General features: G+C 71.1%; 24 protein-coding genes. 15 read left to right on the forward strand and 9 right to left on the reverse strand.

The genetic code is table 11. From position 1 onward, the window contains the following. Positions 1–110: 110 nt before the first annotated feature. Genes ribD through ribH form a run of 4 tightly spaced genes read left to right on the forward strand, consistent with a single transcriptional unit; the run spans position 111 to position 3,537 of the window. Entirely contained in the window at positions 111–1,187 is a 1,077-nt protein-coding gene (gene ribD, locus KXC43_RS22290; protein ID WP_221378056.1) for a bifunctional diaminohydroxyphosphoribosylaminopyrimidine deaminase/5-amino-6-(5-phosphoribosylamino)uracil reductase RibD, read from the forward strand. 20 nt (positions 1,188–1,207) lie between these two features. Continuing rightward, positions 1,208–1,807 (forward strand): riboflavin synthase, encoded by a 600-nt coding sequence (locus KXC43_RS22295; RefSeq protein WP_221378057.1) that lies wholly within the window; start codon positions 1,208–1,210, stop codon positions 1,805–1,807. Continuing rightward, positions 1,800–3,014 (forward strand): bifunctional 3,4-dihydroxy-2-butanone-4-phosphate synthase/GTP cyclohydrolase II, encoded by a 1,215-nt coding sequence (locus KXC43_RS22300; protein WP_221378058.1) that lies wholly within the window; start codon positions 1,800–1,802, stop codon positions 3,012–3,014. Before KXC43_RS22295 ends, KXC43_RS22300 begins: the two co-directional genes overlap by 8 nt. A gap of 46 nt (positions 3,015–3,060) precedes the next feature. After that, complete coding sequence (gene ribH, locus KXC43_RS22305; RefSeq protein WP_221378059.1) at positions 3,061–3,537, forward strand: 6,7-dimethyl-8-ribityllumazine synthase; 477 nt, start codon at positions 3,061–3,063, stop codon at positions 3,535–3,537. Between the two features lie 42 nt (positions 3,538–3,579). On the opposite strand, the gene KXC43_RS22310 is transcribed toward ribH, so the two are convergent. The 5 genes from KXC43_RS22310 to KXC43_RS22330 form a co-directional block, all read right to left on the reverse strand. Continuing rightward, complete coding sequence (locus KXC43_RS22310; RefSeq protein WP_221378060.1) at positions 3,580–3,969, reverse strand: hypothetical protein; 390 nt, start codon at positions 3,967–3,969, stop codon at positions 3,580–3,582. Further along, positions 3,969–4,388 (reverse strand): hypothetical protein, encoded by a 420-nt coding sequence (locus KXC43_RS22315; protein ID WP_221378061.1) that lies wholly within the window; start codon positions 4,386–4,388, stop codon positions 3,969–3,971. Before KXC43_RS22315 ends, KXC43_RS22310 begins: the two co-directional genes overlap by 1 nt. A gap of 106 nt (positions 4,389–4,494) precedes the next feature. Then, positions 4,495–5,235, reverse strand: coding sequence for an amino acid ABC transporter ATP-binding protein (locus KXC43_RS22320; RefSeq protein WP_221378062.1), 741 nt, complete (start codon positions 5,233–5,235; stop codon positions 4,495–4,497). A gap of 1 nt (position 5,236) precedes the next feature. Continuing rightward, positions 5,237–6,064 carry an amino acid ABC transporter permease gene (locus tag KXC43_RS22325; protein WP_255644561.1) on the reverse strand — a complete coding sequence of 276 codons (828 nt, stop codon included), beginning with the start codon at positions 6,062–6,064 and terminating at the stop codon, positions 5,237–5,239. 20 nt (positions 6,065–6,084) lie between these two features. Further along, entirely contained in the window at positions 6,085–6,957 is an 873-nt protein-coding gene (locus tag KXC43_RS22330; RefSeq protein WP_221378064.1) for an ABC transporter substrate-binding protein, read from the reverse strand. 77 nt (positions 6,958–7,034) lie between these two features. On the opposite strand from KXC43_RS22330, the gene KXC43_RS22335 reads away from it, so the two are divergent. The 10 genes from KXC43_RS22335 (at position 7,035) to pheT (ending at position 16,220) form a co-directional block, all read left to right on the forward strand. Beyond that, the gene (locus KXC43_RS22335) at positions 7,035–7,298 is read left to right on the forward strand and encodes a phosphoribosyl-ATP diphosphatase (RefSeq protein ID WP_127503214.1); all 264 of its coding nucleotides are present in this window, start codon (positions 7,035–7,037) and stop codon (positions 7,296–7,298) included. Between the two features lie 47 nt (positions 7,299–7,345). Continuing rightward, the gene (hisG, locus tag KXC43_RS22340; RefSeq protein WP_221378066.1) at positions 7,346–8,188 is read left to right on the forward strand and encodes an ATP phosphoribosyltransferase; all 843 of its coding nucleotides are present in this window, start codon (positions 7,346–7,348) and stop codon (positions 8,186–8,188) included. 35 nt (positions 8,189–8,223) lie between these two features. Then, positions 8,224–8,673 carry a PH domain-containing protein gene (locus tag KXC43_RS22345; protein WP_438870907.1) on the forward strand — a complete coding sequence of 150 codons (450 nt, stop codon included), beginning with the start codon at positions 8,224–8,226 and terminating at the stop codon, positions 8,671–8,673. A 335-nt stretch (positions 8,674–9,008) separates the two neighbouring features. After that, entirely contained in the window at positions 9,009–9,629 is a 621-nt protein-coding gene (gene infC, locus KXC43_RS22350) for a translation initiation factor IF-3 (RefSeq protein WP_221378161.1), read from the forward strand. 71 nt (positions 9,630–9,700) lie between these two features. Next, positions 9,701–9,895 carry a 50S ribosomal protein L35 gene (gene rpmI / locus KXC43_RS22355; RefSeq protein WP_221378067.1) on the forward strand — a complete coding sequence of 65 codons (195 nt, stop codon included), beginning with the start codon at positions 9,701–9,703 and terminating at the stop codon, positions 9,893–9,895. 37 nt (positions 9,896–9,932) lie between these two features. Beyond that, the gene (rplT, locus tag KXC43_RS22360; protein ID WP_221378068.1) at positions 9,933–10,325 is read left to right on the forward strand and encodes a 50S ribosomal protein L20; all 393 of its coding nucleotides are present in this window, start codon (positions 9,933–9,935) and stop codon (positions 10,323–10,325) included. A 327-nt stretch (positions 10,326–10,652) separates the two neighbouring features. Continuing rightward, complete coding sequence (locus KXC43_RS22365; protein ID WP_221378069.1) at positions 10,653–11,429, forward strand: TrmH family RNA methyltransferase; 777 nt, start codon at positions 10,653–10,655, stop codon at positions 11,427–11,429. Continuing rightward, positions 11,429–12,433 carry an alcohol dehydrogenase catalytic domain-containing protein gene (locus KXC43_RS22370; protein ID WP_221378070.1) on the forward strand — a complete coding sequence of 335 codons (1,005 nt, stop codon included), beginning with the start codon at positions 11,429–11,431 and terminating at the stop codon, positions 12,431–12,433. Before KXC43_RS22365 ends, KXC43_RS22370 begins: the two co-directional genes overlap by 1 nt. Positions 12,434–12,589: 156 nt before the next feature. Continuing rightward, positions 12,590–13,651: a phenylalanine--tRNA ligase subunit alpha gene (gene pheS, locus KXC43_RS22375; RefSeq protein ID WP_221378071.1), complete on the forward strand. Its 1,062-nt coding sequence runs from the start codon at positions 12,590–12,592 to the stop codon at positions 13,649–13,651. Between the two features lie 88 nt (positions 13,652–13,739). Continuing rightward, a complete protein-coding gene (gene pheT, locus KXC43_RS22380) occupies positions 13,740–16,220 on the forward strand; it encodes a phenylalanine--tRNA ligase subunit beta (RefSeq protein ID WP_221378072.1) in 2,481 nt (826 codons plus the stop codon). A 43-nt stretch (positions 16,221–16,263) separates the two neighbouring features. On the opposite strand, the gene KXC43_RS22385 is transcribed toward pheT, so the two are convergent. The 3 genes from KXC43_RS22385 to KXC43_RS22395 are packed head-to-tail and all read right to left on the reverse strand — an operon-like array spanning position 16,264 to position 18,115. After that, on the reverse strand, positions 16,264–16,545 hold the full coding sequence (locus KXC43_RS22385; RefSeq protein ID WP_221378073.1) for a hypothetical protein: 282 nt from the start codon (positions 16,543–16,545) through the stop codon (positions 16,264–16,266). Positions 16,546–16,601: 56 nt separating this feature from the next. Then, positions 16,602–17,351 (reverse strand): SAM hydrolase/SAM-dependent halogenase family protein, encoded by a 750-nt coding sequence (locus KXC43_RS22390; protein WP_221378074.1) that lies wholly within the window; start codon positions 17,349–17,351, stop codon positions 16,602–16,604. Between the two features lie 17 nt (positions 17,352–17,368). Further along, a complete protein-coding gene (locus KXC43_RS22395; RefSeq protein ID WP_221378075.1) occupies positions 17,369–18,115 on the reverse strand; it encodes an SDR family oxidoreductase in 747 nt (248 codons plus the stop codon). Positions 18,116–18,191: 76 nt separating this feature from the next. Here KXC43_RS22395 and KXC43_RS22400 point away from each other — a divergent pair, with 76 nt between their 5' ends. Continuing rightward, on the forward strand, positions 18,192–19,199 hold the full coding sequence (locus KXC43_RS22400) for an LLM class flavin-dependent oxidoreductase (protein WP_308129190.1): 1,008 nt from the start codon (positions 18,192–18,194) through the stop codon (positions 19,197–19,199). Between the two features lie 55 nt (positions 19,200–19,254). Here the strand turns inward: KXC43_RS22400 and KXC43_RS22405 are convergent, their stop codons facing one another. Next, positions 19,255–19,704, reverse strand: coding sequence for a hypothetical protein (locus KXC43_RS22405; RefSeq protein WP_221378076.1), 450 nt, complete (start codon positions 19,702–19,704; stop codon positions 19,255–19,257). Positions 19,705–19,756 lie beyond the last annotated feature (52 nt).

Raw genomic sequence — 19,756 nt, forward strand, 5'->3', positions numbered from 1 at the left:
GCTGCCCAGCCCCCGGCCGGGGTACGCGCAGCGTACCCTCGTGCCCGATTTCGGCGTTTTCTGCCTTTTCCTGCCCGCGCGTGATCGCACCGCGCGAGAGGAAGACACCGATGGTGACCGAGGACGAGGCGATGCGCCGCGCAATCGCGCTGGCCGCCCGCGGACTCGGCACGACCAGCCCCAACCCGGTGGTCGGCTGCATCCTGCTCGACTCCGACTGCGAGGTCGTCGGCGAGGGCTTCCACGCCTACGCCGGCGGGCCGCACGCCGAGATCGTCGCCCTGGCCCAGGCCGGCGACCGCGCCCGCGGCGGCACCGCCGTCGTCACCCTCGAACCCTGCAACCACACCGGCCGCACCGGCCCCTGCAGCCAGGCCCTGATCAACGCCGGCGTCGAGCGGGTGGTGATCGCGGTCGACGACCCGACCCCGGTCGCGGCCGGCGGCGCGGTCACCCTGCGCGCCGCGGGGGTGCAGGTCGAGACGGGCGTCCGCCGCCTCGAGGCGGCCGAGGGCAACGTCGCCTGGCTGACCGCCGTGCGCCGCGGCCGCCCGTACGTGACCTGGAAGTTCGCCGCCACGCTGGACGGGCGCTCGGCCGCCGCCGACGGCACCAGCCAGTGGATCACGTCGGCCCCGGCCCGCTCCGACGTGCACGTGCTGCGCAGCACGGTCGACGCGATCGTGGCCGGCGTGGGCACCGTCATCGCCGACGATCCCCAGCTCACCGTGCGCGACCTGCGCGACGGCAGCCTCGCCATCAAGCAGCCGCTCCGCGTGGTCGTCGACTCGGAGGGCCGTACGCCGGAGAAGGCGCGCGTCAACGACGCCGCCGCACCCACCTGGATCGCCACCAGGCGGGAACTCGGCGCCGGGCCGGACGGCCGGGTCGACCTGTCCGCGCTGCTCGCCGCCCTCTTCGGCCGCGGCGTGCGCTCGGTGCTGCTCGAGGGCGGGCCCACCCTGGCCGGCGCTTTCCTCGAGGCGGGCCTGGTCGACCAGGTCATCGGCTACGTGGCGCCCAAACTGCTCGGCGCCGGCAAGCCGGCTCTGGTCGAGGCCGGAATCGGCACCATCGCCGACGCGTTGGAACTCGACCTCAAGGACATCACGCAGATCGGCCCCGACCTGCGCTTCACAGCATCGCTCCGCCAGAAGCCATCCGACCGTCCCACCCACCGGCCCTAACCGGATTCAGGAGCAGCCTCATGTTCACCGGCATCGTCGAAGAACTCGGTCACGTCGAAAGCCTGACCGACGACGGCAGCGACTCCGCGGTCTTGAAGATCCGCGGGCCGCTGGTCACCTCGGACGCACGGCACGGCGACTCGATCTCGGTCAACGGCGTCTGTCTCACCGTGATCGACAACGTCGACGGCGTCTTCACCGCCGACGTGATGGGCGAGACGCTGCGCCGCTCCTCACTCGGCGCGCTCGAGGCGGGCAGCCAGGTGAACCTGGAGCGCGCGGCCGCCCTGGGCAGCCGCCTCGGCGGTCACCTCGTGCAGGGCCACGTCGACGGTGTCGCGCGCATCGTGGCCCGTGAGCCCGCCGCCGACTGGGAGGTCGTGCGCTTCTCGCTCCCCGCCGAGCTGGCGAAGTACGTGGTCGAGAAGGGTTCGATCACCGTCGACGGGGTCTCGCTGACCGTCATGGCCGTCGACGACGAGACGTTCAGCGTCGGCATGATCCCGACCACCTCGAAGCTGACCGTGCTGGGCGCCAAGGACGTCGGCGACCCGGTGAACCTCGAAGTCGATGTGATCGCCAAGTACGTCGAGAAGATGCTGGGAGATCGTCATGTCTGAGTCCTTCGCCAACGTCGAGCGGGCGATCGCGGACATCGCCGCCGGCCGCGCCGTGATCGTGGTCGACAACGAGGACCGCGAGAACGAGGGCGACCTGATCTTCGCCGCCGAGAAGGCCACTCCGGAGCTGGTCGCCTTCATGGTGCGCTACACCTCGGGCTACATCTGCGTGCCGATCACCGAGGACGAGGCCGACCGCCTCGACCTCCCGCCCATGTTCCACACCAACCAGGACGCGCGGGGCACGGCGTACGCGGTGACGGTCGACGCCCGCGAGGGCGTGGCCACCGGCATCTCGGCCGCCGACCGGGCTCGTACCATCCGCCTGCTGTCCGCGCCCGAGACCCAGCCGACCGACCTCTCCCGCCCCGGCCACGTCGTGCCGCTGCGGGCCAAGGCGGGCGGCGTGCTGCGCCGCCCCGGGCACACCGAGGCCGCGATCGACCTGTCCGTGCTGGCCGGCCTGCGGCCCGCGGGCGTGCTGTGCGAGATGGTGAACGACGACGGCACCATGCAGCGCCGCCCCGACCTCGAGAAGTTCGCGGCCGAGCACGATCTGGCGCTGATCTCCATCACCGAGCTGATCGCCTACCGCCGGCACCGCGAGACCCAGGTCGAGCGGGTCGTCGAGACGCGGCTCCCCACCGAGCACGGCGTGTTCACCGCGGTCGGCTACCGGGCGCTGACCGACGACGGCGAGCACGTGGCCCTTGTCTACGGCGACCTCGGCGACGGCGAGGACGTGCTGGTCCGCGTCCACTCGGAGTGCCTGACCGGCGACGTCTTCGGCTCGCACCGCTGCGACTGCGGCCCGCAGCTCGACGCCGCCCTGGAGCGGGTGGCCGAGGCGGGCCGGGGTGTCGTGCTCTACATGCGCGGCCACGAGGGCCGGGGGATCGGGCTGCTGCACAAGCTGCAGGCCTACCAGCTGCAGGACCGCGGCTTCGACACGGTCGACGCCAACCTCGAGCTGGGCCTGCCGGCCGACGCCCGCGACTACGGCACGGGCGCCCAGATCCTGTACGACCTGGGGGTGCGCTCGATGCGGCTGCTCACCAACAACCCGGCCAAGCGGGCCGGCCTCGAGGGCTACGGGCTGACCATCACGGGTCGCGAGGCGCTGCCGGTGCGGCTGCACCCCGAGAACGTGCATTACCTGCGGACCAAGCGGGACCGCATGGGGCACCTGTTCGAGGCGTTGGGCTGATTTCCCGCCTGTCGCGGGTGACGATGGACTTCTAAGAGGGGGCGACATGGCCGGTTTCGGTGATCCGAAGATGGAGACGGTCGACGCGGCCGGGCTGCGGCTCGGCATCGTCGGCGCGCGCTGGCACTCCGACCTGATCGACCACATGATCGAGCGGGCCCGGGCGGCGGCCGAGGAGTGCGGCGTCACGGACGTCGTGGTGGCCCGGGTGGCGGGCTCGGTCGAGCTGCCGGTGGTGGCGCAGGCGCTGGCTCGTACGTGTGACGCCGTCGTCGCCCTGGGCGTGGTGATCAAGGGCGAGACCGACCACTACTCGTACGTGAACGATTCGGTGACCTCGGGGCTCACCCGGGTCGCGCTCGACGAGCGGACCCCGGTCGGCCACGGCGTGCTGACCGTACACAGCCTGGGGCAGGCCCGCGACCGGGCCGGCCTGGAGGATTCGGTCGAGGACAAGGGCTGGCAGTCCACGGTGGCCGTGCTCGACGCCGCTCTGGTGCTGCGCGACCTGGCCAAGGACTGACAGCGCGGTCCGGGCGCCTCGGCGTCCGGACCGCGCCGGTCCTCAGTTCTGCAGGCGGACGTTCTGGTTGATCGGGGCGGCCCCGGTCACCAGCATGGTGAGCCGGGCCCGGCCGCGTTCGAAGGGCGCCCCGAGGACACTGGCGGTGACCCGGGCGATGTTCAGGATTCCGCCGTTGCGGCACGAGAACTCGTCGACCACGACCCCGCTCGCGGTGAGGCCGTCGTCGCGGGTCTGGGTGACCGAGACGGTGGCTGTGCCCTCGACGTCGGCCGGGCAGGTGATGCCGAAGTTGACGTCGACCGCGGCGCCGCGGGCCGCGAGCGTCGTCCCGAACAGCTCGATCTCGGTGGTGGCCGCGGCGCGGGCCGGTGCGGGGCTCAGCGCGATGAGCAGGACAGCGGCGAGGGCAGTGGCGATCATCTTGCGCATCAGCTGATCCGAATCGTCTCGTCGAAGGAGATGGTGTCGCAGCCGGAGTCGTCGCAGACCGTTCGCACGGTGGTCGCCGTGGCCGCGCCGACGATGAAGATCGCGCCGATCGGGTTGTGCTCCACGCGCAGTTCGATCGGCTGGGCGGTGCCCGCGCAGTCCACCTTCTTCTGACGGGCGCCCTGCGCGATGCGGTTGTCGTTGGCCGCGGTGACGGTGACGACGACCTTGATCGTGGCGCCGGCCGGGCAGGTGGCGCTGAGCGTCACGACCACCCGCTCGCCCTGCGCCGCGCGGTCGGCGGTGACGACGCGGGTGGTGGACGGCCCGGTGTCGGCCTGCGCGCCGGGGGCGAGCAGCAGCACCGAGCCGATGATGAGGGCGGTCAGGACGGCGAGAAATGCGGTGAAACGACGCATAGCGGTCCTCTCAGCGGAGCATGAGGGCCGCCTCCCCGTGATCGGCGGTTCACCCCCGTGCCCGCCGTTGCACAATGTCATGCGCCCGCAACACCGCGCCATGCTCTCAGAGGCGGCCGGCCTCGATGATGCGGGCCAGGAACTGGCGGGTGCGGGCCTCCACCGGATCGCCGAGCACCTGTTCCGGGGGGCCCTGTTCGAGGACGCGGCCCTTGTCGAGGAACGCCACCCGGTCGGCCACCTGCCGCGCGAAGCCCATCTCGTGCGTGGCCAGCACCATGGTCATGCCCTCGCCCTTGAGGTCGCGGATCATCGTGAGCACCTCGCCGACCAGTTCGGGGTCGAGCGCGGAGGTCACCTCGTCCAGCAGCAGCAGGCGCGGGCTGTTGACCAGGGCTCGCACGATCGCCACGCGTTGCTGCTGGCCGCCCGAGAGCTTGTCGGGGTAGCTGCCCGACTTGTCGGCCAGGCCGACCCGGTTCAGCCACTCCATCGCCTGCTCGCGCGCCGCGGCGGCGGAGCGCTTGTGCACGCGTACCGGGGCCAGCGTGATGTTGTCGAGCACGGTCATGTGCGGGAACAGGTTGTACGACTGGAAGACCAGGCCGATCTTCTGGCGGACCGAGTCGGGGTCCACCCGCGGATCGGTGATGTCCGCACCGTCCAGGCGGATCACGCCGTCGTCGATCTCGGCCAGCAGGTTCACGCAGCGCAGCAGCGTCGACTTGCCCGAACCGGAGGCGCCGATCAGCGCCACCACCTCGTGCTCGCCGACGTCGAGGGTGAGCCCGTCGAGCACCACATTGGCGCCGAACGTCTTGCGGACGTCCGTGCAGGACAGCACCATCTCAGGTCCCCGCGTTCTGCCGTCGGGCCGCCCGGAGCGTCACCCAGTCGGTGATGCCGATCAGCGGCAGGGCCAGCAGCACGAAAAGCACGCCGGCCACCACGTACGGGGTGAAGTTCGCCGTCTGGGCCACGCCGATCTGTGCCGCCCGGATCGCGTCGATCGGCCCGGCCAGCGAGATCAGCCCCACGTCCTTCTGCAGGGCGACGGTGTCGTTGAGCAGCGGCGGCGCCACCCGGCGGACCGCCTGGGGCAGCACCACGAAACGCATCGACTGCCGGTAGGTGAGCCCGAGCGAGCGCGCCGCGGCGATCTGGCTCGGGTGCACCGACTCGATGCCGGCCCGGAACACCTCGGCCAGGTAGGCCCCGTACGTGATCACGATGGCCGCCCCGCCGAGCACGGTGACGCTCGGGGTGCCCTGCAGCCGCAGGCCCGGGACGCCGAAGGCCATCAGGTAGATCACGATGATCAGCGGCAGACCCCGGAACGAGTACGTGTAGAGGGTGGCGAGCGCCCGGACCGGGAAGAACACCGGACCCCGCAGCGTGCGCAGCACCGCGATGAGCAGGCCCAGCGCGAGCGCCGCGATCGCGCAGAACACGAGCATGCGGACGTTGAGCCAGAGTCCCTCGAGGATCTCGGGCAGCCACTCGCGGGCGATGCGCGGATCGAAGAACGACTGGCGCACCCGGTCCCACCCCGGCGCGCCGGTGACCAGCACGCCCAGCAGCGTGCCGACGATCGCGGTGGAGAGCGCGGCGAGCAGCACGGACCGGACCGCCTTCCGGCGGCGGAAAGAGATCCGGTCCTGCTGAACGTCGCTCAAGCGGTAGGGCGGCGTGGGGCTCACTGGAGTTCGGGGGCCCCGCTGCTGCCGGCCAGCCAGGTCTTCTCCAGTACGGCCAGGGTGCCGTCCTGTCGCAGCTGGTCGACCGCCGTGCTCACACAGCCGGTCAGCGCCGAGCCCTTGTCGAGCACCAGGCCGAACTGCTCGGGCACGCCCACCTGGGGCAGCTGGCCGACGATGACGCCGTTGTCGAGCTCGGCCCCGGTCATGTAGAACGCGGTCGGCAGGTCGACCACGATGCCGTCGACGGTGCCGTTGACCAGAGCGGCCTTGGCGTCGTCGTTGTTGTTGAAGACGGACGGCTTGGTGCTCGGCTTGATCAGGTCGGTGACCGCCTGGTAGCTGGTCGTGCCGACCTGGGCCCCGAGCTTGGCGCTCCGCAGGTCGGCCAGCGACTTGGCGCCCGCGATCTTCGAGCCCTTGGTGGTGATCACCGTCTGCCGGACCAGGTAGTACGGCGACGAGAAGTCCACGGCGTTGCGCCGTTCGGGGGTGATCGAGAACTGGTTGATGTCGAAGTCGTAGGCCTTCGGACCGGGCGCGATGGCGTTGTTGAACGTCACAGAGGTCCAGATCACGTTGTCCTGCGAGTATCCCAGACGTTGGGCGACCTGGTACGCGACGGCGGACTCGAAGCCTTTGCCGTTCTTCGGGTCGTTGTCGGAATACCACGGCTCGTAGGCCGGCGTGTCGGTGCCGATCGTCAACTTGCCGGCGGTCTTGGTGGCAAGGGCTCCAGCAGGGCAAACGTCCCCGGAGGCGCTCGCCGAGGCCGCGGGGGAGGCGTTCTCCTCAACGGGCGAGCAGCCCGCGAGGGCGGCGAGCGCGAGGACGGCGCCGCCGGTGGTGATAAGGGTGAATCGGCTGACCATGCCCGGGAGCCTAGAACACGTCTCACCTGCTGGGGGCGTTCGTCGCCATCCCGTGACGAGTTGGCAAAATGCTCCCCGTGAAGACGTTCGAAGAGTTGTTCGCCGAGCTCCAGGCGAAGGCGGCGGAACGAACCCCCGGTTCGTCCACTGTCGCGGCATTGGAGCGCGGAGTCCACTTCATCGGGAAGAAGGTCGTCGAAGAGGCGGCCGAGTCCTGGATGGCCGCCGAGCACGAGGGCCCCGAGCGGGCCGCCGAGGAGATCTCCCAGCTGCTCTACCAGGCCCAGGTCCTGATGATCGCGACCGGCCTCGACCTCAAGGACGTCTATCGACATCTGTGACGTGCTGACTCTTTGGTGATCCCCCAGACGAAGGAGCACGTCCTGCCATGCTGCGCATCGCCGTCCCCAACAAGGGGACCCTGTCCCAGCCCGCCTCCCAGATGCTGCGTGACGCGGGCTACCGCCAGCGCACCGACCCCAAAGACCTGATCTGCCGCGACGAGGCCAACAACGTCGAGTTCTTCTACCTGCGGCCGCGCGACATCGCCACGTACGTCGGCTCGGGCGACCTCGACCTCGGCATCACCGGGCGCGACCTGCTGGTCGACTCCGGCGTGCCGGCGTCCGAGGTGCTCGACCTCAACTTCGGCGGCGCCACCTTCCGCTGGGCCGCACCGTCCGGTTCCATCACGTCGGCCGACGAGATCGGCGGCAAGCGCATCGCCACCGCGTACCCCGGGGTGGTCGAGCGCTACCTGGCCGAGCACGAGCTCAAGGCCGACGTCGTGCGGCTCGACGGCGCGGTCGAGAACGCGGTGCGGCTCGGCGTGGCCGACCTGATCGCCGACGTGGTCGAGACCGGCGCCACACTGCGTCAGGCCGGCCTGGTCACGCTGGGCGAGCCGCTGCTGCGCTCGTCGGCCATCCTGATCGGGCGGGCCGAGCGCGACAACGCCGGCGCCGCCCAGCTCGTCCGCCGGCTGCAGGGCGTCCTGGTCGCCCGCAGCTACGTCATGCTGGCCTACGACGTGCGGGCCGATCTGCTCGACCAGGCCACCGGCCTGACCCCCGGCATCGAGTCGCCCACGGTCTCGCCGCTGCACCGGGAGGGCTGGGTGGCCGTGCAGGCGATGGTGCCGACGTCCGACGTCCACAAGATCATGGACGAGCTCTACGAGCTGGGCGCCCGGGCCATCCTGGTCACCGACATCGCGAACTGCAGACTGTGAGGAGCGTGAAGTCGGCTGTGAGTACCGTGAAGGCTGTGGATGAGACGACCGTGACCTACCGGCCCCGGAAGATCCGTTGGGTGGCCATTCCGATCGCGGTCGCCGTGGCCGGGCTCTTCACCGTGCTGAGCTTCGGCCTCAAGGGGTCGGCCGGGTTCGACAACTCCGGTTCGTTCCAGCGCGGCGACCAGGCCGCCATGATCGGGCTCGGCATCCTGATCGGGCTCGGTGTGCTGGCCTTCCTGCGCCCCCGGGTGATCGCCGACGCCGAGCACATCCGCGTGCGCAACGTCGTCGGCGGCTACGACCTGCCCTGGTCGGTGGTGCGCAAGGTGCGCTTCGACCGGAACTCGCCGTGGGCCCAGCTCGAGCTGCTCGACGACGAGCAGATCTCGGTGCACGCCCTCCAGGCCGTTGACAAGGACTACGCCGTCGACGGCGTACGCACCCTGCGCAAGCTGCATGCGGCGGCCGTCGACGCGTGACAACCCGACCAACCACCCCGCCACCACCCCGGACCCGACTGAAGGCTGCAACCTGGTAGAGTTGGCGTCGTCGACCACGCCCTGCTTCACGGCAGGGCGCGAAAGAGGAGCCCGCTGGTTCCCACCCGCCGCCCTTTACCGAGGGCCGGGTCCGGTCACCTGGGCGCCCGCAAGGGCGTCCGGGGCGCGTCCTCACGGGCGTCGATGACCGGTCGAGCGGGCCCCAGCATGCGCGAAAGCGCCTGCGGGGCCTTCTGCTTTCCCGGCGCCCGGTTTGTCGAGGGCGCGGGGCCGACCGACATTGGCAGACAAAGTAACCGTTCTGAGGAGGCCCCATCAGCGTCGAACCACGCGTTAACGAACAGATCCGTGCTCGTGAGGTCCGATTGGTCGGCCCTGAGGGTGAGCAGGTGGGCATCGTCCCGCTCGAGCGCGCCCTGCAGCTGGCCGCGGATGTCGATCTGGATCTGGTCGAGGTTGCTCCCATGGCGCGGCCGCCGGTGTGCAAGCTCATGGACTTCGGCAAGTTCAAGTACGAGAGCGCACTGAAGGCACGCGAAGCGCGGCGCAACCAGCAGCAGACCGTCATCAAGGAAATGAAGCTCCGCCCGAAGATCGACCCGCACGACTACGAGACCAAGAAGGGTCACGTGGTGCGGTTCCTCAAGGCGGGCGACAAGGTCAAGGTGACGATCATGTTCCGCGGTCGCGAGCAGAGCCGCCCCGAGCTGGGTTTCCGGCTCCTGCGCAGGCTCAGCGAAGAGATCTCGGAGCTGGGATTCGTGGAAGCCAGCCCGAAGCAGGACGGCCGAAACATGATCATGGTGCTGGCCCCGCATCGGGCGACCAAGGCCGCGGCCGTGGCCGCCGTCGCCGGCGCCGCCAAGCCCGCCCGCGAGCCTCGCGAAGGCGAAGCTCCGGTCGAGGCCGAGACTTCCACCACCACCGCAGAATAGACAGCTTTTCCACACGCATCAGGGGGCCAGTGGGCCCCCTGACGTGCGGAAAGATCAGAAAGAGGCTCCAAGTGCCTAAGTTCAAGCCCCACACCGGCACCGGCAAGCGGGTGAAGGTCACCGGTAAGGGCAAGATCGTCCGCGAGAAGGCCGGCAAGCGCCACCTCCTCGAGGGCAAGTCCTCGCACGTCACCCGGCGCATGACCGGCACCGTCGTCATCGCCGAGGCCGACCTTCCGCGAGTCAAGAAGCTTCTCGGCCGCTGACGCGCGCCACACCCGTTCCCCTGTTAGGAGTACCGAAATGGCACGCGTCAAGCGGGCAGTGAACGCCCAGAAGAAGCGTCGCACGTTGCTGGAGACCGCCAGCGGATACCGCGGTCAGCGCTCCCGCCTTTACCGCAAGGCCAAGGAGCAGATGCTGCACTCGATGCAGTACTCGTACCGGGACCGTCGTGACCGCAAGGGCGACTTCCGCCAGCTGTGGATCACGCGCATCAACGCGGGCGCCCGGGCCAACGGCCTGACCTACAACCGCCTCATCCAGGGTCTTCGTCTGGCTGAGATCGAGGTCGACCGGAAGATCCTGGCTGACCTCGCGGTGAACGACGCGGCTGCTTTCGCCGCCATCGTCGAGGTTGCCAAGGCGGCTGTTGCCGCTGAGGGCACGGGTGGCGCCGCCGCCCAGGCTGCTTAGTTCTCGTTTTCTCCTGCAGGCGTCTCCCGATCATCTCGGGAGGCGCCTGCGGCATTTGAGAACAGCGGATCAAGATCAAATTCTGGATGTCCCGGCTGGGTGGCGGGTGCGGACCGTCGCTCCCGCGGGGACCGGCGCGGGCTTCGCTGGCCGCTGGCGCGTCCAGAACGCGAAACCCACACCGGCGGCGTGCGTGAGTGGTTGCGCTCAAGACCCAAAACCAAAGCCAAACCCGCCCCGGCCCGGACCCAGCCTGGCAGCGCGCCCGGTGGGGCACAGCGCGACGCCGGCGACGACGGCCTCGGACACGAAGACTTGGATCGGTTGATGACGTTCACCTCGCGCACGCCCAGGGTTGCCAACGCGCGGAAGCTGCAGCGGCGCCGGGATCGCGATCAGACCGGGCGCTTTCTGGCTGAGGGGCAGCAGGCGGTGCGTGAGGCGCTGGCCGCGGGCGTGGTGGTCGAGCTGTTCGCCACCGGCGACGCGGTCGAGCGGTATGCCGATCTGGTAGCTCACGCCGAAGTGGTGTCGCTCGTGAGCGAGGACGGGCTGGCAGCGCTGGCCGAGACTGTGCAGCCGCAGGGCATCGTGGCGGTGTGCGAGCAGGTGGACGTGCCGCTGAAGGAGGCGCTGGGCAAGAAGCCGCGGCTCGTCGCCGTGGTGGCGGAGGTCCGTGACCCCGGCAACGCGGGCACGATTCTGCGTACGGCGGACGCGGCCGGAGCGGGTGCGGTCGTGTTCGCGGGTGATGCTGTGGACCCGTACAACGGGAAATGCGTCCGCGCGTCGGCCGGGTCGTTGTTTCATGTAGATGTGGTCCGTTCCCCGCTCGACGTCGTGACACCGCTGCGTGAAGCCGGTCTGCAGGTGCTCGCCACCAGCGGCTACGGCGCCGACGACCTCGACACCCTGGCTGACGACGGCGTCCTCGCCGCCCCCACCGCGTGGCTGTTCGGGTCGGAGGCCCACGGCCTGCCTCCGGCGCTGCTCGACGGGGCCGACCGGCAGGTGCGCGTGCCCATCTACGGCGGGGCCGAGAGCTTGAACCTGGCCGCGGCCGCCGCCGTCTGCCTGTACGCGTCGGCCCGGGCGCAACGCTGATGCGGGCCATCGTCTACGACGCCGTCGGGGCGCCCCCGCGGGTCGCCGTGGTGCCCGAGCCTGTCTGCCCGGCCGACGGCGCCGTGATCGAGGTGCGGGCGACCGGGCTGTGCCGCTCCGACTGGCACGCCTGGCGCGGGCACGACCCGGTGCCGCTGCCGCACATCCCCGGGCACGAGTTCGCGGGCGAGGTCGTCGCGGTCGGCCCGTCCGTCCGCGGCTTCGCCCTGGGCGACCGGGTGACCGCGCCCTTCGTCAACGGCTGCGGCCGCTGCGAGTTCTGCGTGACGGGCCGGGCCCAGATCTGCCCCGACCAGGCCCAGCCCGGCTTCACCCACGCCGGGTCGTTCGCCGAGCGGGTCGTCGTGCGGGCCGCCGACACCAACCTGGTGCGGCTGCCCGACAGCGTCGGCTTCGTCGCCGCGGCCGCGCTGGGCTGCCGCTTCGCCACCGCGTTCCGGGCGCTGACCGGGCACGGGCCGGTGCCCGACGACGCTGTGGTGGCGGTCTACGGCTGCGGCGGCGTCGGCCTGTCGGCCATCATGATCGCGACCGCGCTGGGCCTCGAGGTGCTCGCCGTCGACCCGTCGCCCGCGGCCAACTCGATGGCCGCCGCGCTGGGCGCGGTGATCGTGCACGAGATCGACCAGCGGGCGCACATCGCGATCGACGCCTACGGCTCGGCCGCCACCGCCGAGGCCTCGGTGCGCAGCCTGCGCCGCGGCGGCCGGCACGTGCAGGTCGGCCTCATGCTCGGGGCCGACGCCCGCGCGCCGCTGCCCTGGGACCTGGTGGTCGCCCGCGAACTGCAGATCGTCGGCTCGCACGGCATGGCCGCGGCCGACTACCCGCCGATGATGGATCTGGTCGCCCGGGGCCGCCTCGACCCGGGCCGCCTGGTCGGCTCGGTGATCCCGCTCGAAGCGGCCGGGGTGGCACTGACGACGATGGATTCCCCCATCCCGGGCCACGCCGGTATCACCGTCGCGGAGCGTCAGGCCTGACGGGTATGATTCGACCCGTGCCAGGACTCTCATTGCTGTTTAGCCGGCCCGCTGGTCGCGGGCCGCGGGTCTGACACACCCTCAACTCCCTGACCGGCGGGCTGCGGCCCAGCCGTGCCTCCGTACACTGCCGTTGGCATTCAGGTGAGGGAGACCATGTCCTACCGCAACGATCCGTACGACCCCAAGCAGGCCGCCCTGCTCGACCCGGCCGCGCTCGAGGCCGCCGTCGACGACGCCCGCAAGGCCTTCGACGCCGCGTCCGACCTGGACGAGCTGGCCGCGCTGAAGTCCGTCCACCTCGGCGACCGCGGGCCCGTCTCGCTGGCCCGGCGTGAGATCGGCTCGCTGCCGCCGGCCGCCAAGTCCGACGCCGGCAAGCGCGTCAATCTGGCCCGGCAGTCCGTGCAGGGCGCGTACGACTCACGCCAGGCCGAACTCGAGATCGAGCGCGCCGCCCGCGTGCTCGTCGAGGAGCGGGTCGACGTCACCCTGCCGTGGGACAGGCGCCCGCGCGGCGCCCGCCACCCGCTGACCACGTTGATGGAGCACATGGGCGACCTGTTCGCCGGCATGGGCTACGACATCGTCGAGGGCCCCGAGCTCGAACTGGAGTGGGCCAACTTCGACGCCCTCAACATCGGGCCCGACAACGCCGTCCGCGGGTCGATGGACACGTTCTATGTCGACCTGCCCGGCCTGGTGATGCGCACGCACACCTCGCCCGGCCAGGTGCGCACGATGCTCACCCGGCAACCACCGATCTATGTGGTCAGCCCCGGCCGCGCCTACCGCTCCGACGAGCTGGACGCGACCCACAGCCCGGTCTTCCACCAGATCGAGGGCCTGGTCGTCGACGAGGGCATCACCATGGCCCACCTGCGCGGCACGCTCGACCACTTCGCCAAGGCGATGTTCGGCCCCGACGCGCGCACCCGCTGGCGGCCGCACTACTTCCCGTTCACCGAGCCGTCGGCCGAGTTCGACGTCTGGTTCGCCCAGCACCGCGACGGCCCGCGCTGGGTCGAGTGGGGCGGCTGCGGCATGGTCAACCCCAAGGTGCTGGTGGCCGCGGGCATCGACCCCGAGCGCTACTCGGGCTTCGCGTTCGGCATGGGCGTCGAGCGCACCCTGATGTTCCGCAACGGCGTCAGCGACATGCGCGACATGGTCGAGGGCGACGTGCGGTTCACCGCGAACTTCGGAATGGAGGTCTGATCGGCGTGAGCGAGCGCACCGAGCGCGAGATGCGCGCTCCCCGTCAGATCGGCACGAGGGCCACGAGCCCACGCCCAGGAGGCTCAGCATGAAGACGTCACTGTCGTGGCTGCGGGAATTCGTCGAGCTGCCGGCCGGCCTCACCGCCCAGGAACTCGACGACGCCCTGACCAACGCGGGCATGGAGGTCGAGTCGATCGTCGACCAGGCCGCCACCGTCACCGGCGACCTCGTGGTGGGCCGGGTGCTCACCATCGAGGAGCTCACCGGGTTCAAGAAGCCGATCCGTTTCACCACCGTCGACGTGGGCCGGGCCGAGCCGCAGGAGATCGTCTGCGGCGCCCGCAACTTCAGCGAGGGCGACCTGGTCCCGGTCATCCTGCCCGGCGGCGAGCTGCCCGGCGGTTTCAAGATCGGCGCCCGGAAGACGTACGGCCGCAATTCGAACGGCATGATCTGCTCGGCGGCTGAACTGGGCCTGAGCGGGGACCACGACGGCATCATCGTGCTGTCGCCCGGCGCCGCGAAGCCCGGCGACGACGCGCGTCCCGTCGTGGGGCTGGCCGACGTGCTGGTCGAGGTCGAGATCACCCCCGACCGCGGGTACGAGATGAGCCTGCGCGGCCTGGCCCGCGAGCTGTCGTATGCGTTCGACGCCGCCTACACCGACCCGGCCTCGATCGTCACCGCCCCCGGCGGCACGGCCGAGGTCCCGTACGAGGTGAAGCTCGAGGACACCGTCGGCTGCGACCGGTTCTCGGCCCGCGTCGTGCGCGGCATCGACCCGAACGCGTCCTCGCCGCTGTGGATGCAGCAGCGCCTGGTCGCCGCGGGCATCCGCACGATCTCGCTGCCGGTCGACATCACCAACTACCTGATGCTCGAGCTCGGCCAGCCGATGCACGTGTTCGACCTCAACCGGCTCAGCGGCGGCCTGGTCGTACGCCGTGCCCGGCCCGGCGAGAAGCTGACCACGCTCGACGGCGTGGCCCGCGTGCTCGACGCCGAAGACATGGTCATCTGCGACGACACCGGCCCGATCTCGCTGGCCGCGGTCATGGGCGGCGAGACCAGCGAGTGGCAGCCCGGCACGGTCGACGTGCTGCTCGAGGCCGCCCACTGGGACCCGGTGATGGTCGGCCGGACGGCCCGCCGCCACAAGCTGTTCAGCGAGGCCGCCAAGCGGTGGGAGCGCGGGGTCGACCCGCAGCTCACCCTGGTCGCGCTCGAGCGGGCGGTGCAGATCCTGACCGGGCACGCCGGCGGCACGGCCGACGAGCGGGTGCTCGACCTCGACCACGTGATCGCCCCGGCCCCGATCGCGCTCGACCCGGCCCTGCCCGCGCGCCGGATCGGGTTGGCCTACGACACCGAGCAGGTGACCGCCCTGCTGTCCCAGGTCGGCTGCACGGTCACCGGCGTGTCCCCGCTCGAGGTCACCCCGCCGACCTGGCGTCCCGACCTGCAGGCCCCGATCGACCTGGTCGAAGAGGTGGCCCGGCTCGGCGGCTACAACGACATTCCGTCGCTGCTGCCCCCGGCCCGGGGCGGCAGCGGCATCACCCCGCAGCAGCGGCGGCGGCGCACGGTGGGCCGGGCGCTGGCCGAGAACGGCTACGTCGAGGTCTTGTCGTACCCGTTCGTGGCGCCGGCGGCGGCCGACCAGCTCGGCTACCCGGCCGACGACCCGCGGCGCAGCGCCGTGCGGCTCACCAACCCGCTCTCCGAGCAGGAGCCGCTGCTGCGCACGTCGCTGCTGCCCACCCTGCTGGGCACGCTCAAGCGCAACCTGGGCCGGGGTCACCGCGACCTGGCGCTGTTCGAGACGGGCACGGTGTTCCTGCCGCGCCTGGCCCAGGCCGCCCCGCCGGCGATGGGTGTCGACCGCCGCCCGACCGGCGACGAGTGGGACGCCGCCAACGCGATCGTGCCCGACCAGCCCTGGCACCTGGCGGTCGCGCTGACCGGCGACGCCGAGCCGGCCGGCTGGTGGGGTGCGGGCCGGCCCGCGTCCTGGGCCGACGCGGTCGAAGCTGTCCGGATCGCGCTGTCCGCGGCCGGCGTCACCCCCGACCGGATCAGTGTGAGCGCGGCCGAACTCGCGCCGTGGCACCCGGGCCGCTGCGCGGCGATCGCCGTCGACGACGCCGTGGTCGGTCACGCGGGGGAGCTGCACCCGGCCGTCGTCTCCGCGTACGAGCTGCCCAAGCGCACCAGCGTGGCCGAGCTCGACCTGGACGCGCTGCCGCTGCCCCCGGTCACCCAGGCCCGGCGGATCTCGTCGTTCCCGCCGGCCCTGATCGACGTGGCGCTGATCGTCGGCCGCGACGTGCCGGCCGCTGCTGTCCAGCAGACGCTGGCCGGCGGGGCGGGCGAGCTGCTCGAGTCGGTGTCGCTGTTCGACCTGTACGAGTCGGACCAGCTGGGGGAGGACAAGAAGTCGCTCGCTTACAAGCTGACGTTCCGCGCCCCCGACCGCACGCTCACCACCGAGGAGACTCTCTCGGCGCGCGACGCGGCCGTGGCGGCGGTGTCTGCCCGCTACGGAGCCACCCTCCGCGGCGCGTAAGCATCGGTCGCATCGAGCCGGGCCCGAATACGGGCCCGGCTCGTCATCGCCGCTCGACGGTCCCGGTGCCGCCACAGGCGGAGCACATGGTGGCCGGCGCGTGTCTGTCCTCGAAGCCGTCGCCGGTGAAGTTGAGGGTGCGCTCGGGTTCCCGGCCGACCCAGCCGGTGCCGTGGCATCGCAGACACTTCACGGTGCGCGACCGGCCGGCGTCCGATCCCGTTCGCCCGGGCGAGCGCCCCTCGCCGCGCTGCCGAGCGGCGATGACGACTGCCACCACGATCACCAGCAGCGCAAACAGCAGGAACCACTTCATGGTCGCCATCACCCCATCGAATGGGCGGATTTCCGACGGCGCCTCGACTGTACCCGGGCCGGATCCTAGGACTGACGGCTGATCTCGACGGGGGTGCCGGAGGCGGGGCGGCCGAATCTGTCGGCGGCGCGGCCCCCACGCAGCAACAGCTCGAAGAACGGCACGCCCCAGCCCGAGCTCCCCGGGGCGAACGACATGGCGCCGGCCGGCACGGTGAAGACGCCGTCGCTGACCACGGCCTCGGCGGTGGTGTCCCCGATGCGTACGGAAACGGTCGTGTCCGGCTCGGCCGGCGGCTCGTGCCAGGACGTCTTGAGATTGCCGTAGCCGTCGGTGTAGACAACCGCGTTGCCGGGCGGATCCGGCAGCGTCAGCTCCTCGCCGAGCAGGTCTTCGCCGCGGGCCAGCGCGGCCACAGCGGCCGGGAACACGTCCCGCGACCGGAACTGGGAGCCGGCGTCGGCCACCTTGACCGCCCGGACCTTCGCGCCCAGAAAGGACAGGCTCACCCCGGAGGCCACGCCCACCACGAGCACACCCGAATCGAGCCGGACGGCGGCCAGACGCTCGCCGGCGTTGTCGGGACGCGGATCGTCCTCGTCGGCGCGCGGCGCCACGTTGGCGAAGACGATACGGTCGGCCGGGCCGTCGGTGAGCGCGAGTTGCGCGACGCAGAACCCGGCGCTGACCGTGTCGAACGCCGGCACCGGCACCGCGGTGACATCGGCCTGCGGCATCAGCTTCGCGAACCGTTGCCGCACCTCGGCGAAGGCCAGATCTCCCACGCCGTAGTCGGCGACGACTGTGATCAGCACTCCCGCAGATTAACCGGCTAATCGGTGGTGAAACCGCCGTTGACCGTGATCCGCTCGCCGGTCACGAAGCGGGACGCGTCGGACGCCACGAAGGCCACCACGTCGGCGATCTCCTGCGGGGTGCCGATCCGGCGCAGCGGCACCTCGGCCACGTACCCCGCAGTGTCGGCCTCGGTGAGCGCCCCGTGCCGCTCCACCGGGATCCAGCCCGGCGCGACCACATTGACCGTCACGTTGTCGGCGCCCAGCTCGCGCGCCCAGGTGCGGGCCAGAACGAGCTGCGCCCCCTTGGCCGCGTTGTAGGCCGAGAACCCCGGCAGCGCCCGCTCCACCATGTCGGAGCCGATGTGGATGAAGCGGCCACCGCCCAGCCGTCGCATGTGGGGCAACGTGGCCTGCAGCAAAAGGGTCGGGCTCTTCACAAAGAAGGTCAGCTGGTCGAGGTGGTCCTGCCAGGTGGTCTCCTCGGCCTTGACCTCCGGCTGCGGGCCGGTCGCGTTGGCCACCACCACCTGCACGGGCCCGAGCGCACCCTCGACTTCGGCCACCAGCCGGGCGACCTCGTCCTCGTCGGTCACATCGGCCTGGAAGGCAGCGGCCCGCCCGCCCGCGCCCTCGATGTCGGCGACCACCTTGGCCGCGCCCGCACCGTCGGACCGGTAGTTGACCGCCACTGCCCACCCGTCCGCCGCCAACCGCCGGCAGAGGTGTGCGCCGAGCCCACGCGAGGCCCCCGTCACCAGGGCACTTCCCGAGATCGTCATCCGCCGACCGTACGGCAGAGCGCAGTGACAGCAACGTCACGGGCCTGGGGGCGATCTTTCGTGGCAGGGTGGGTGGGTGGCTGTGCGACCTCTGCGGAAACTCGGGTTCCTGACCATCGGGCTCTTCGAGCGGGACGATCCGCGGGCGGGCCACGAGTCCACGCTCGGGATCATTCAGCTGGGGGAGCAGCTCGGCTTCGACAGCGCCTGGGTGCGGCACCGGCACCTTCAGTACGGCATCTCGTCGCCCGTGGCTGTGCTGGCGGCGGCCTCGCAGCGTACGTCGAAGATCGAGCTCGGCACGGCCGTGATCCCGCTCGGCTGGGAGAATCCGCTGCGCCTGGCCGAGGATCTCGCGACCGTCGACGTGCTTTCCGGCGGGCGGCTCAACCCGGGGATCAGCGTCGGCCCGCCGATGAACTTCGACACCGTGAAGGAAGCGCTCTACCCCGATACCGCCGACGCCGAGGATTTCAGCTACGGCCGGGTCGAGCGGCTGCTCGGTTTCGTCCGCGGCGACCAGGCCAGCGACTTCAGCGGCCGGCAGGGCGTCGTCGAGGAGTTCTCGGAGCGGGTCGAGCCGCACTCGCCCGGCCTGATCGACCGGATGTGGTACGGCGGGGCCAGCCTGCGGTCGGCGCAGTGGGCCGGCGAGCACGGCATGAACTTCCTGACCAGCAGCGTGGTCAAGGCCGAGGAGGCCGGCGACTTCGCCGAGATCCAGCTGTCGCACATCCGCGCCTTCCGCAGGCATCACCCGCTGGGTGACCAGGCACGCGTGTCCCAGGGCCTGGTCGTCATTCCCACCGATTCGGCGACTTCGGAGCAGAAAGCCAAATATCAGGCGTACGCCGAGAAGCGCACCCCGCGCACCCGTGAGCCACAAGGCCCGGCCCGCATGCTGTTCTCGCGCGATTTTGTCGGCAGCTCCGCCGAGATCGCCGGGCAGCTGCTCGCCCACGCCGCGTTCCGCGAGGTCGATGAGGTGGCGTTCGCCTTGCCGTTCAGCTTCGAACACGACGACTACGTCCAGATCCTCACCGACATCGCCACCCACCTCGGCCCGGCGCTGGGCCGGCGATAGGGTCTGTTTCGCAGCTGGGGCGGGGCTACGGCGCGGTCCAGCTGCGAAACAGACCCTAGCCGAGTGCGGCGGCGCTCGCCGGGTGCCCGTCGGTGAGGCCCGCGACCGGGATCAGGGCGGCCGGGCCGTCGGTCATCAGCACCAGGGTCGTCGTCTCGGTGTCCCCGGCCGCGAGCTGCCGCAGTTTGGGGACGTCGGCCGCAGCGACAGTGACCTGGCCGTTCTTGCGGGATGCCTGCACTGTGCCGAGCGGCCCGTTGAGTACGAGGCACAGCTTCTTGTCGCCGTCCTCGGCGTAGAAGGTGTCGGCGTCGCACATGCCCAGGGTCCGGCCCAGGAAGCCGGGCGGGTCCTGGGTCTCGCCCGAGATGGCGTCGTCCAACGCGTACACCTCGACCTGATGACTGCCCGGCCGGTTCAGCGGGTCCCGTACCAGAAAGAAGGTGACCGCCGCGCCCAGCACCAGAATGCTGCCCGCCCAGGCGAGCTTTCGTCTCGTTGACATGGATACGACCCTATGAACCGGCGGGGGCGCGGGGCCTGAGTAGCCGCACTCA

The sequence above is a fragment of the Paractinoplanes polyasparticus genome, assembly GCF_019710575.1.
Lineage (GTDB): Bacteria > Actinomycetota > Actinomycetes > Mycobacteriales > Micromonosporaceae > Actinoplanes > Actinoplanes polyasparticus.